The sequence below is a fragment of the Streptosporangium sp. G11 genome (assembly GCF_051192615.1).
Classification (GTDB): domain Bacteria; phylum Actinomycetota; class Actinomycetes; order Streptosporangiales; family Streptosporangiaceae; genus Streptosporangium.
In genome coordinates this window covers 1-10,980 of record NZ_JBPJUQ010000144.1, presented here as the reverse complement: position 1 = coordinate 10,980, position 10,980 = coordinate 1, and the positions used below count along the sequence as shown (strand labels likewise).

16 protein-coding genes are annotated in these 10,980 nt (G+C 68.1%); 4 read left to right on the top strand and 12 right to left on the bottom strand.

Annotated features, from left to right (window positions below; all coding sequences use genetic code 11):
• The 3 genes from ACSDR0_RS47420 to ACSDR0_RS47410 form a co-directional block, all read left to right on the top strand.
• A partial coding sequence (locus ACSDR0_RS47420) for a transposase (protein ID WP_435295569.1) occupies positions 1-2,019 on the top strand: 2,019 nt, incomplete at its 5' end.
• Positions 2,020-2,104: 85 nt separating this feature from the next.
• Positions 2,105-2,944: a helix-turn-helix domain-containing protein gene (locus tag ACSDR0_RS47415; protein WP_435295568.1), complete on the top strand. Its 840-nt coding sequence runs from the start codon at positions 2,105-2,107 to the stop codon at positions 2,942-2,944.
• A 66-nt stretch (positions 2,945-3,010) separates the two neighbouring features.
• Positions 3,011-3,592, top strand: a complete 582-nt coding sequence (locus ACSDR0_RS47410; RefSeq protein ID WP_435295567.1) for a dihydrofolate reductase family protein — start codon at positions 3,011-3,013, stop codon at positions 3,590-3,592.
• Between the two features lie 432 nt (positions 3,593-4,024).
• Here the strand turns inward: ACSDR0_RS47410 and ACSDR0_RS47405 are convergent, their stop codons facing one another.
• The 10 genes from ACSDR0_RS47405 to rpmG form a co-directional block, all read right to left on the bottom strand.
• Positions 4,025-4,852, bottom strand: a complete 828-nt coding sequence (locus tag ACSDR0_RS47405) for a hypothetical protein (RefSeq protein WP_435295566.1) — start codon at positions 4,850-4,852, stop codon at positions 4,025-4,027.
• Between the two features lie 135 nt (positions 4,853-4,987).
• The gene (locus ACSDR0_RS47400) at positions 4,988-5,455 is read right to left on the bottom strand and encodes a hypothetical protein (protein WP_435295565.1); all 468 of its coding nucleotides are present in this window, start codon (positions 5,453-5,455) and stop codon (positions 4,988-4,990) included.
• A gap of 43 nt (positions 5,456-5,498) precedes the next feature.
• Positions 5,499-6,227 carry a hypothetical protein gene (locus tag ACSDR0_RS47395; protein WP_435295564.1) on the bottom strand — a complete coding sequence of 243 codons (729 nt, stop codon included), beginning with the start codon at positions 6,225-6,227 and terminating at the stop codon, positions 5,499-5,501.
• Positions 6,228-6,329: 102 nt separating this feature from the next.
• A complete protein-coding gene (rpsR, locus tag ACSDR0_RS47390) occupies positions 6,330-6,560 on the bottom strand; it encodes a 30S ribosomal protein S18 (protein ID WP_435295563.1) in 231 nt (76 codons plus the stop codon).
• Positions 6,557-7,714: a CobW family GTP-binding protein gene (locus ACSDR0_RS47385; RefSeq protein WP_435295562.1), complete on the bottom strand. Its 1,158-nt coding sequence runs from the start codon at positions 7,712-7,714 to the stop codon at positions 6,557-6,559. The genes rpsR and ACSDR0_RS47385 overlap by 4 nt, the downstream gene beginning before the upstream one ends.
• Before the next feature lie 43 nt (positions 7,715-7,757).
• Positions 7,758-7,922 carry a 50S ribosomal protein L32 gene (gene rpmF / locus ACSDR0_RS47380; protein WP_435295561.1) on the bottom strand — a complete coding sequence of 55 codons (165 nt, stop codon included), beginning with the start codon at positions 7,920-7,922 and terminating at the stop codon, positions 7,758-7,760.
• 10 nt (positions 7,923-7,932) lie between these two features.
• On the bottom strand, positions 7,933-8,232 hold the full coding sequence (rpsN, locus tag ACSDR0_RS47375) for a 30S ribosomal protein S14 (RefSeq protein WP_435295560.1): 300 nt from the start codon (positions 8,230-8,232) through the stop codon (positions 7,933-7,935).
• Positions 8,232-8,468, bottom strand: a complete 237-nt coding sequence (gene rpmB / locus ACSDR0_RS47370; RefSeq protein ID WP_435295559.1) for a 50S ribosomal protein L28 — start codon at positions 8,466-8,468, stop codon at positions 8,232-8,234. The genes rpsN and rpmB overlap by 1 nt, the downstream gene beginning before the upstream one ends.
• A 29-nt stretch (positions 8,469-8,497) precedes the next feature.
• Positions 8,498-8,743, bottom strand: a complete 246-nt coding sequence (locus ACSDR0_RS47365) for a type B 50S ribosomal protein L31 (RefSeq protein WP_435295558.1) — start codon at positions 8,741-8,743, stop codon at positions 8,498-8,500.
• A 3-nt stretch (positions 8,744-8,746) separates the two neighbouring features.
• Positions 8,747-8,911, bottom strand: a complete 165-nt coding sequence (gene rpmG / locus ACSDR0_RS47360; protein WP_435295557.1) for a 50S ribosomal protein L33 — start codon at positions 8,909-8,911, stop codon at positions 8,747-8,749.
• Positions 8,912-9,100: 189 nt separating this feature from the next.
• Between rpmG and ACSDR0_RS47355 the strand changes: the two genes are divergently transcribed.
• The gene (locus tag ACSDR0_RS47355) at positions 9,101-9,313 is read left to right on the top strand and encodes a hypothetical protein (RefSeq protein WP_435295556.1); all 213 of its coding nucleotides are present in this window, start codon (positions 9,101-9,103) and stop codon (positions 9,311-9,313) included.
• Between the two features lie 532 nt (positions 9,314-9,845).
• Here the strand turns inward: ACSDR0_RS47355 and ACSDR0_RS47350 are convergent.
• The gene (locus tag ACSDR0_RS47350) at positions 9,846-10,643 is read right to left on the bottom strand and encodes a TIGR03943 family putative permease subunit (protein ID WP_435295555.1); all 798 of its coding nucleotides are present in this window, start codon (positions 10,641-10,643) and stop codon (positions 9,846-9,848) included.
• A gap of 97 nt (positions 10,644-10,740) precedes the next feature.
• On the bottom strand, positions 10,741-10,980 hold a 240-nt coding region (locus tag ACSDR0_RS47345; RefSeq protein ID WP_435295554.1), incomplete at its 5' end, for a permease.

The window sequence follows — 10,980 nt, the reverse complement described above, 5'->3', positions numbered from 1 at the left end:
TCCGCAAGGTCGGCCTCCCGGACGACCTGTTCGCCGACGTCGCCCCGAAGGTTCTGGCCTCCTGGCGGGCCCGCGTCCAGGACGCCGGCCCAGTTGCTGCAAGAGTACAAGGCGAAGGGCACCTCTTACCGGCAGCACAAGCAGCGAGTGTTCAAGGCCTCCTACACCAATCACTACCGTACGGGGTTGATCCAGATTCTGGAGGTGCTGGAGTTCGGGTCGACGAACACCGTGCACGCGCCGATGGTGCAGGCCCTCACCTTGATCAAGCGGTACAAGGCCGAGCAGTCCAACCGGATCAAGTGCTATGCGCTCGGTGAGAACGTACCCGTGGAGGGGATCGTCCCGGCCGAGTTGGTGGAGTTGATGTACCGGGCCGACAGCACGAAGCGGCAGCGGATCCTGCGCACCGTGTACGAGTGCGGCGTCTTTCAGACGCTACGGGAGAAACTGCGGTGCAAGGAGATCTGGGTGGTCGGCGCCGACCGGTGGCGCGACCCCGACGACGACCTGCCGAAGGACTTCGAGGACAGGCGGGCCGAGAACTACGCCAAACTCCGCAAACCGCTGGATCCGCAGGCGTTCGTCGACCAGCTCCGGGGCGAGATGGACGCCGAACTGACGGCGCTGAACGACGCCCTGGCCGGGAAGGGCCTGGCCTGGTTGAAGATCGCCGAACGGCGCAACGCCGGGGCGATCCATCTCACCCCGCTGGACGCGGCCCCGGAACCGCGCAACCTGCGCCGGCTGAAGGCGGCGATCCGGGACCGGTGGGGCGTCGTCCCGCTGATGGACATGCTGACCGAGACCGCCCTGCGGACGGGCTGCCTGAACGTCTTCACCCCGGCCGGGACGCAGAACCACCTGGACGCGGCGGTGCTGTTTGAACGGCTCCTGCTGCTGATCTACGCCTACGGGACGGGGACCGGGATCCGCGCGGTCACCGCCGGCGACCATCCCCACACCGAGGACGACCTTCGCTACGCGCGCCGCCGCTACCTGACCGTCGAGGCCTGCCGCGAGGTCGCCCGGGTGATCGCCAACGCGGCCTTCGCCGTCCGGCAGGCCGCCCTGTGGGGCGAGGGCACGACCGCGGTCGCCTCGGACTCCACTCACTTCTCAGCCTTCGATCAGAACATCTTCACCGAGTGGCACTCCCGCTACCCCAGGGCCAAGCGCGGCGTGCTGATCTACTGGACGGTCGAAACCGGCGGGTCCATGGCCGTCCACTCCCAGCTGATCTCCTGCTCCGCGTCCGAGGTACACGCCATGGTCGAGGGCGCGATGCGGCACGGCACCGACATGGAGATCGAGCAGAACTTCGTCGACTCCCACGGCGCCTCGTTCGTCGGGTTCGGGATCACCCTGCTGCTGGACTTCGACCTGGTCGCCCGGTTCAAGCAGATCAACAAGATGAAGCTGTATGTGCCCGGCCGGGGCGAGGACTCCTCCTACCCGTTGCTCGCACCCGCGCTGACCAGGCCGATCCGGTGGGACATCATCACCAACAACTACGACATCATGATGAAGTACGCCACCGCGATCCGGCTGCGGACCGCCTCCACCGAGGCCCTGCCACGCCGGTTCACCAGCGAGACCACCCACCCCGCCTACGCCGCGATGCTGGAGGTCGGCCGCGCCCAGCGCACCGTCTTCCTGGCCCGCTGGCCTCGCGACCGCGATCTTCAGCGGGAGACCGAATCCGGGCTGAACGTGGTGGAGAACTACAACGGCGCAGGCGACTACATCAAGTTCGGCAAGCGCGGAGAGCTCGCCTCCAACCGGCGCGAAGAGCAGGAGCTGGGGATGTTGTGCCTGCACATTCTCCAGTCGGCCCTCGGTCTGATCAACACGCTGATGATCCAGGACACCCTCGCCCTACCCGAGTGGGAGAACGTCCTGACCGACGCCGACCGGCGCGGGCTCACGCCGCTGTTCCACACCAACATGACCCCCTACGGTGAGATCCAGCTGCGCACCGACCGGCGCCTGGACCTCACCGGCCTGCCGACTGCGTAACGCCGGACGCTCGCCCGTTCCGGTGGCAGCGCGGCTGGACCATCCCGTCGCTCGATGCCGGCGGGGCGTCGGCGATACTGTGGGCGTGGAGTACGTGTCCAGAGTGCCGCGACCGCCGCTGGACGGGCTGATCGACGACCTCTACTACCTGGAGGGTGCGCCGCCGTACGCCCGGCTGACGCTGCCACCGAGTCCGTCGGCCCTGTTCATCGTCAACCTCGGGGCGCCGTTCCGCATCCGCGCCGGCACCGACATCGAAACGGCCGAGTACGCCGACGGCTGCGTGGTCACCATGCCCACCCGCGCCTTCGAGTTCGGCTATCCGCCGGAGACCCGGTCAGTCGGCGTGCACTTCAAGCCGTGGGGGCTGGCGCCGTTCCTGCCGATGCCCGCGGCCGAGCTGTGTGACCGGCCGGTGACGGTGGAGCAGGTTTGGGGCCGGCCCGCCATTGCCGAGCTGCGAGACCGGCTGGCCACGGCGGCCGGGCCGTACGAGATGCTGACGCTGCTCGAGGAGGAGCTAATGCGACGGCTGTGCGAGACCGCCGGCCTGGGGCTGGTCCGCCATACGAGCAGCGTCATCGCGGCGGCCGGCGGGGCGGTGGCGATCGGCGACCTGAGCGTGGCAGCCGGTGTCAGCAGCACTCATCTGGCACAGCGGTTCAAGGAGCTCATCGGCGTCACGCCGAAGCGGCTGGCGCGCACCTACCGCTTCACCGCCACCGTGTTCGCGATCAACCCCGCCGGACCGATCGACTGGGGCGACCTCGCCGGTGGCGCAGGCTACTTCGACCAGGCCCACTTCGGCCACGAGTTCCGGGCGTTCACCGGGCTCACGCCGACCCGGTACGTCGAAGTCCGGCGGCGGTTCCTGCGCGAACATCCCGGCCACGCGCTGGACGGCTGGCCGCTGCCGGCCGATTGATTTCTTACAAGAGCGACAGCTCACGACACGCTAATTTGAGGGCACCCCAAAGCAGAGGAGAGCCCCGTGGGCAAGGTGGTCATGTACAGCTCGGTGTCGGTGGACGGCTTCGTCGCGGACGAGAATGACCAGCCCGGACCGCTGTTCGACTGGTTGTCCAGCGGTGACGTCCCGTTGGACGAGAGCGGCGAGCTGAAGGTGTCGCAGACCTCCTACGACTACACCCGGACGTACTGGGACCAGATCGGGGTGACAATCGCCGGCCGCCACGTCTTCGACATCACGGACGGCTGGGACGGGAAGCCTCCGAGCGGGATCGACCACGTGGTCGTCGTGACGCACCGGCCGATGCCCGAGGGCTGGGACCCCGAGGCGCCGTTTCACTTCGTCGACGGCGTCGAGGCAGCCGTGGCCAAGGCGCAGGAGCTTGCGGGTGACCGCTTGGTCGAGGTCGCCGCTGGCGACGTCGGTGGCCAGGTGCTTGCCGCGGGTCTGGTCGACGAGGTGCGCATGGACGTCGTACCCGTGGTGTTCGGGTCCGGCAAGCGCTACTTCGGGTCGGTCGACGCGCAGCACCTGTTGGAGGATCCTGACGTGGTGATTCAGGGCAACCGGGTGCTTCACCTGCGCTATCGGGTGCGCCGTTGACCGATCTGAGCGGGTACGCGAAGAAGTCCACTGCGAACGGTGACACAAGATCGGACCTCCGGCTGCGTTTGCGCATCGCTGTCCCTGGTCGGGCAGCCGACGCCGATCCGCCCCAGCACCTCACCTGCGGCAAGTTCAACTCAAGATCACTGGTTGCCGGTTTCCGTCGTATCCTGGCCGACCCCCGAACGGACTTGGCCTGAACGTGGCCTCGGGACTTTGGGCCCGATCAACGCGCCGACGCCGCCCTCCCACCAGAGCTTCTGATATCTCCCGATATCAGAAGCTAATCGCAGGACTAGCTTCTGATATCGCGGTCCTGGACTACGCTTAGCCCGGCGAATCAACTTCTGATATTGCGAGAGCGATGTGGGGCGGCAGCACCAATGGGACGCCGGCCTGGATTCTTGATGGGGTGGGCGCTATTGCGGCTTAGCCGAGGCGCGCTCTTTTGATGACCGCTACCTCGCTCGCCGGGGGCGCCTTGATGTTCACCCGGTTGCCCCAGCCGGTGTAGTTGGTCTCCACGCTGATGCGTCTGCCTTCCTCTCCGGCGGCCACCCCGCCGTGCGTGCTGGCCGGATAGTCGGTGACCAGTCGCTGGGGAAGCTGGTCGGCGCCCACCGTGAGCCTGAAACGCAGCACCGCGGCCTTGGTGTCCGCGGACATTTTGACCATGGTGGCGTTGCGCAGCCACGGGGAGACCTTCTCCAGCGCGCCGAAGCTGATCGCGCCCGCGTAGGTGCGCCCGGTCCGCTTGCCTCTGGTGATCAGGGCTTTCAAGGTCGCCGCCTCGGCCACGTTCACCAGCTGGCTGCACCAGCCGCCCCAGCCGGCGCTCATGCCGTGCGGGTGCTTGAGCCAGGTCTTGCCCTTCGGCGCCGCCCAGGGGCCACCGGAGTAGTAGCTGGTGGTGCCGATCCTGATCGTCCGGTCCTTGCTGCGCAGCATCCCCACCAAGCTGATGGGGATCCGCGGGATCGCCTCATCGTTGAGCGTCGCGGTGACGTCGGAGGCAACCATCCCGGCCGGGCCGAACTGAAAAGAGCCGGTGCGCTTGAGGAAGGAGGTGTTGCCGACGAACTCGATCAAAGTGCTGACATCGGTGAACCGCACCCCGATGCCCGCGACGAACTGACGCTTCAGCGCGGTGACCGGATCGGCGGCGACCACGTGAGCAGCTGGGACGGCGTGGGCAGGGGAGGCGGTCACGGACATGATGACCGTGGCCGCGGCGATACCCGCGATCACTCGCTGCACAAAAAATTCCCTTCGGCCCGGTATGGGAAGAGAAATCCTGCCGGTTCTTGATCACGAACGCGTCTCGGCAAGCATCCGTTGAGGCGACCACCTCGCCCCATCGGGTCCGGCGCGAACCCGGCTTCGACGAGAGGGTCATTGACCGAGATCAGCGCTGTGATCGGCGCTGTGTCCGTGACGGTGCCGATGAGCGTGGAAGTAGCGCTCCGAGAGCGGTGAATGCGCCGCGCAGCGCAGGCCCTCCAGCGCTTTGAGCGCGGCAGGAAGATCAGTCGACGATCCGGCCGGGGCAGGGCGAGCACGAATCATCCCGTGCTCGTCCACATACACCTCGCCCCGCTCGAAGAGCGCGTCGCAGCCCAGGACACAGGCGAGCATCACGATCGCCGGGTCGCGGCGCTCGGCCTCATCGGCGTCTTCGCGTCGCTTGATGTGGGCCACGTGCAGGTAGGAGACCGGAAGCGTCCTGCCGCACAGGCTGCACGCGGCGCTCGTGCGGTGCCCCAGCAGGTAGCGGCGCAGCTTGCCCTGTTCCCGCCGCTGCGTGGCCGCCCGAACGGCATCGGTGGCGCCTTCGAGGTCCAACCCGGTGAACACGCTCAAGGCTTCGGGATCAGCGATCGGCTCCTGGACAGGACGGGAAGTCCTACGGGGGCGCCGGGAGACGCCGGTCGGGGTGAAACGACCGCGGCTGAATTTCCAGCCTTCGCGCTCGGCGAGGGTGTCCGCCGACGGCGCGGCGGCCATGACGAAGGACGGCGGCGCACCGACGGGGAAGACAGAAGCACGAGGCAGCCGGTCGGCTACTGCCTGCAGCGCGCCGGGGCCGCTGGAGGAGACGACGCAGATGCTGGTACATCAGGCGGCAGTCATCGCCGGCGGTGGCGCCGTTGAGGTGCGCGAGTTCGGCGACGCCGCCCGGCCAGGCGCCCCGCCACAGCAGGTCCGCCATCTGCGGGTCACAGAAATTCACGGCGACAAGCTCGTCCTTGACCTTCTGGATCTTGCCGTTGCGGGGGTGGCCGTGCGCGAAGGCGTACTCGCGATGCAGCGCCTGCAGCAGGTCGCCTCCCCACACCACGACGTGTGAGCGAGCTCGGCCGCCCTGGGCCGTCAGGCTCGGGATCTCCAGCGCGTGGTTGAGGTTGTGATAGTTCAGGACCAGGCCGACCGGTGTGCCGTGGGCGAGGTGTTCCTGGTAGGAGAGGAGATCAGCGGAAAGCTCATGGGCGTACCCGGCCGGCAGGCTTTGGAAAATCGCTCGCACTGGATGACGGTCGGTTTCAGCGTGGCGCGTCACACCGGCCCCGTTCTCGGAAAAAACGTGGGGGCACGGATTTTCGCGCGGCTTCGGGCTGAGCCGGCCCTTGCTCAATTGCGGGTCCAGATTATCGGGTGTCCGTCGTGGCCTCGGCTGATCTACCACAGGGTTCGGCAGACCAGTCCGAGGCCGTCTGCCCGGCCTGTTCCCGGCTTGTCAGCGAGATCGCGAGATGGAGGCGTAGGGGAGCAGGGCCATCTCGCGGGCGTTCTTGATCGCGGTGGCTAGCCGGCGCTGCTGCTGGACGGTGACTCCGGTGACGCGGCGACTGCGGATCTTGCCGCGGTCGGAGATGAATCTGCGCAGCAGGTCGGTGTCCTTGTAGTCGATATAACCCACGCCGTGAAGCGGGTTGGCCTTCTTGCGGGCCACACGACCGGATTTCATCTGGAGGCCTCCTTCAGGTCGAGGTCGAGGACAAAGGCGAACGGGTCGGGGTATCCGGCCCAGACGTCGGAGCCGGCCAGGGTCTCGGCCTCGGTGAGCAGGCAGGAGTCCAGGAGCCGAAGGATGCGGTCGCGGTCCAGGTCGGGGCCGGTGAAGGCGAGGTGCTGGACGCGGTCGCCGAGCTGGGGGGTCCAGTCGAGGGTGGCGGCCATGCGCCGGGCGGGGCTCTCCATCTCCCAGGCGGCCTCGGGCAGGGTGACCAGCCAGGGGCCGGCGTCCTCGACGCTGACGACGCCCGCGACGGCGTCCCAGGCGAGCAGGCGTTCGTGCCGATTGGCCAGCCAGAACCGGCCGCGGCTGCGGACGGTCTCGGTGACCAGCTCGTCGACGGCGTCGAACAGCCGCTGGGGGTGCAGCGGGCGCAGCCGGTGCCAGACCACGGTGGAGATCTCCCCGGTCTGTGCGTCGCAGGGCAGCCGGGCGGTCGCGGGGTCGATGCGGGCCCCGAGCATCTCCACATCGATTCCCGCGCCGGTGACCGGCGGCAGGACCGAGTTCAGGACGTCGGTCGGGGTGGTGGGGGCCAGATGTCCCAGCACGGCGCGGGCGAGCTCGACGTCCTCCTCGTCGGCGCCGGACACGACGATGGTGGTGGCGTACTCGATCTGGCGGGCCAGCACCTCGGCCAGATAGCGCATGTCGTCGGCCGCCGCGTGTTTGCCGTGGGCGGCCAGGGTCTCGTCGCAGCAGATGTCCTCGGTCGTGCGTGCCGCGTCCAGCGCGGTCAGCACGCCGGTCAGGCGCAGGCGGTGCGCGGTGTCCTCGTGCCAGGCCAGGGCCTCGGCGACGGTCCTGGGCTCGACCGAGTCCCACAGCTCCACGATGAGCAGCGGCGCCGAGCCCGCCCGCGACAGCAGCTGGGGGATGAGGTCCTCGCGCACGGTGCAGGTGACGCAGCCGTGCGCGAGTCGTATCTCCTGAAGGTCCAGTGTCCCCGTCGTGTCGCGCGCGACGCGTTGCACGCGGCCGGTGCTCACCTGTCGCAGGTCGTGGTGGATCGCCACCGATCCGGGGTGCTCGGCGAGCAGGCGGTCCACCAGGGCCGAGCGCGGTGCGGGATGCAGTCCCGAGACGATGACGACGGGGACGGACATGACAGCTCCTTTCGTGGTGCGGGTGGGAGGGCGCGGGCCGGTCTCAGGGGGTGAGGAGGCCGCGCTGGTAGGCGCGGATGAGCCGGCGTGGCACCAGCAGCTCGCGCCCGCCGACGGTGATCGGGACGAGGTCGGGTGCGGTGGCCTTCCACTGTGAGCGGCGGTGGCGGGTGTTGCTGCGGGAGGTCTTGCGTTTGGGGACGGCCATTGTGTGCTCCTTACCAGCTGGATTTGGTGACGCCGGGCAGTTCGCCGCGGTGGGCCAGTTCGCGGAAGCGGATCCGGGAGAGCCCGAATTTGCGCAGGTGGCCGCGGGGACGGCCGTCGGTGGCGTCGCGGTTGCGCACCCGGGTGGCGCTGGCGTCGCGCGGCTGGCGGCTCAGCGCGCGGACGGCCTGGGCTCGCTCGTCGGGGGAACCGGTGCGGATGATCTCCTTGAGCTCGGCCCGGCGCTCCGCGTGGCGGATGACGACGAGTTTGCGCCGCTCGTTGGCCGCGATCTTGCTTTTCTTCGCCATCAGATCCGTTCTCCCCGGGTGCGGATGCGGGCCACGGCGGCCTCGATGCCGATCTTGTCGATGGTCTTGACGGCTCTGGCGCTGAGTGTCAGCCGTACGAAGCGGCCCTCGGCGGGCAGCCAGTAGCGCCGGGACTGGATGTTGGGGTTCCACCGGCGGCGGGTGCGCCGGTGGGAGTGGGAGACGTTGTTGCCGAACACCGGCTTGACGCCGGTGAGCTGGCAGTGGGCGGACATGCGCTCTCCTTTTCCGCGGGATTCGAGGGTCAGGCCCTGCCGTAGCGCTGGTTGAACCGCTCGACCCGGCCCGCGGTGTCGAGCACTCGGCTGCGGCCGGTGTAGAAGGGGTGGCTGGCCGAGGAGACGTCGACGTCGACCAAGGGATAGGTCTTGCCGTCCTCCCACTCGATCGTCTTGCCGCTCGTGACGGTGAAGCGGGTCAGGAAGGCGAAGTTCGCGCTCGGGTCTCGGAATACCACGGGGTGGTAGTCGGGGTGGATGTCTTTCCTCACCGGCTATCGGTCCTCTCGGAACACCACGTGTCGGCGGATGGTCGGGTCGTACTTGCGCAGGGTGAGCCGGTCGGGGTCGTTGCGGCGGTTCTTGCGGGTCACGTAGGTGTAGCCGGTGCCCGCCGTCGATCGCAGCTTGATCACCGGTCGTACGTCGTTTCTGGCCAAGCGTCTTCACTCCTGGAAGGGAACGGGTGAAGCCATGATAGCGATAATCATTTTCATTGGCGAAACGAGAGGGTGACGCTCGCCATCGGGCCGCGTGTCTCTCCGCGACAGTGCCGTCCGGGTTCCTGGACGCGGGCATGGCCACGCTGCTCAACCGCCTCCTCGCAGCCGTGAGGAAGTGTGCGTGGGGTGATCGACAATGACATGAGCGAGATCAGCTTCGACGCAGGTCAGGTGCGCAACGGGGTCTTCCCGTCGCACACCGAGGAGAGGGCTGTGGAGATCACCGACGACTGCGTCTACTGCACGCTCCGCGACGATCTGCTCAAAGAAGCGGGACGGTCGGCCGCGAGATCGCGGCGGGTTGTCGCCAGACCGTGGTTTCTGGCTTGGCACGGCTGACGGTGAGAAAGCCTGGCCGACCGCGTGCAAGCAGCGCATCGCCGAACCGCAGGCCATTCGCCGTGCCGTCAAGCTGACTTGTCAGATTCCCCTTGAACGCGCGTCGAGACCGTCCTGGTGATGACCGATGAGGGCATCCGCCGAGACGGGCTGCTACGTCCCGCAGGTCTCCGTACGGTCGGCCCTCGGCCGATCTGACACGCCTGGCAAACCAATTTGATCATCGAGGTCCACGGAACTGCCATGGCGCCTGTCGTACTCACCGCGTGCTGCTGAGCTGCGCCTGGGCTCGTCGGGCGGGGGTGCTGACGCGCCGGGCCGACCGGGATCACCGATCGGTCCAGGTGGCGTCGTTCCACGTCCGGCCCGATCGCCACTGACCTGGTCGATTGGACTATCCCGGACCGGCCGGAAACGGTCGCGGACCACCGGCGTCTGCCGGTGGTCCGCTGAGACCTGAAGACGTCGTGTCGCTTGATGGCTGACACACTGCTCGGGAAGGTGAGCCCGAGCACGTATCTACTCTCCGGCGTTACTCGTACTGCTCGTCGGGGGCCTCGACCCTGGTGAGGCTCTTGCCGGTCATCTGGGGATAGATGACCCCGTTGGGCATTGTGCCGAAGGTCTGCGGGATCCAGGTGCCGGTGACCTCGACCCAGGTGTCGGCGGGAGGTTCCTGCAGTCCTCTGACGGCGACCTTCAGGGGGAAGGCGTCGGCGGCGCAGCAGGCGATCTGCATGCGGGTGACGTACCACTGGCCCTTCTTCTTCGCCGGTGTGACGAAGCCGGTGAGTTTGACCTCGCGGCCGGTGAGGGATTTCTTGTCGTCCTCCCAGGCCCGGCCGATGAAGTCGCCGATGGTCATCTCCACGGGGCCGGTGGCGGCCAGCGGGGTGAAGGAGCTCAGGGTCTGGTCGCGGGGCGGCGGGGTGTCGTCGCGGGAGGCGGCGAACGAGCCCAGCGCGGGCGGCGCGATCAGGAAGATCGCGAACACCGGCAGGCACAGCAGCCACGCGACCCGGGGGCCGCCGTGCGCGTGGTCGTGCCCGTTCCCGTCGGACTGGTCGTGATCATGCGAGTGTTCGTCGGCGGGTGAGTGGTCGTGGCCGCCCGATTGGTCACCTGGTTCGTCGTGGACCGGGCTCTCCTTCGTCTGGAACGCCTGGAGCAGCCCGATGACCCCGAGAATCACCAGCACCACCCCGGCGCCGATCAGGAACGGCCGGAAGCCGGGCTTGACGTAGTTGAGGTAGGTCGTGGAGAACGCCGAGATGCGCAGCACGGCGCAGCCCAGCAGGGTCAGGAGGAGGTTCTGGGTCACACGGTTCATCGGGGGGCGCGAATTCCTTCCATCATGCCGGGGCCCGAGGCCGAGCTGTCGGCGTGCCCGGGGGCGCGGAGCGAGAGGGGCGATGGGGCGAGGAGCCTCACAGCAACAGCCAGCCGAACACGACGCTCACCACGACGGCGAGGGTGAAGGTCACCGGGACGAACCTGAGGGCGAAGGACTTGCCGAACGTGCCGGTCTGCAGCGCGATCAGTTTGAGGTCGACCATCGGGCCGACCACCAAGAAGGCGAGTTTGGCGGTGGGGGAGAACGCGGTCATCGAGGCGGCCACGAACGCGTCGGCCTCCGAGCAGATCGACAGCAGCACCGCCAGCAGCGC

Bases quoted from the DNA above. Each gene is read 5' to 3' on its own strand.
- rpmB (WP_435295559.1), bottom strand. From the start codon at position 8,468: ATGTCCGCCCACTGCCAGCTCACCGGCGTCAAGCCGGTGTTCGGCAAC.
- rpmF (WP_435295561.1), bottom strand. From the start codon at position 7,922: ATGGCCGTCCCCAAACGCAAGACCTCCCGCAGCAACACCCGCCACCGC.
- ACSDR0_RS47385 (WP_435295562.1), bottom strand. From the start codon at position 7,714: ATGTCCGTCCCCGTCGTCATCGTCTCGGGACTGCATCCCGCACCGCGC.
- rpsR (WP_435295563.1), bottom strand. From the start codon at position 6,560: ATGAAATCCGGTCGTGTGGCCCGCAAGAAGGCCAACCCGCTTCACGGC.
- rpsN (WP_435295560.1), bottom strand. From the start codon at position 8,232: ATGGCGAAGAAAAGCAAGATCGCGGCCAACGAGCGGCGCAAACTCGTC.
- ACSDR0_RS47350 (WP_435295555.1), bottom strand. From the start codon at position 10,643: ATGAACCGTGTGACCCAGAACCTCCTCCTGACCCTGCTGGGCTGCGCC.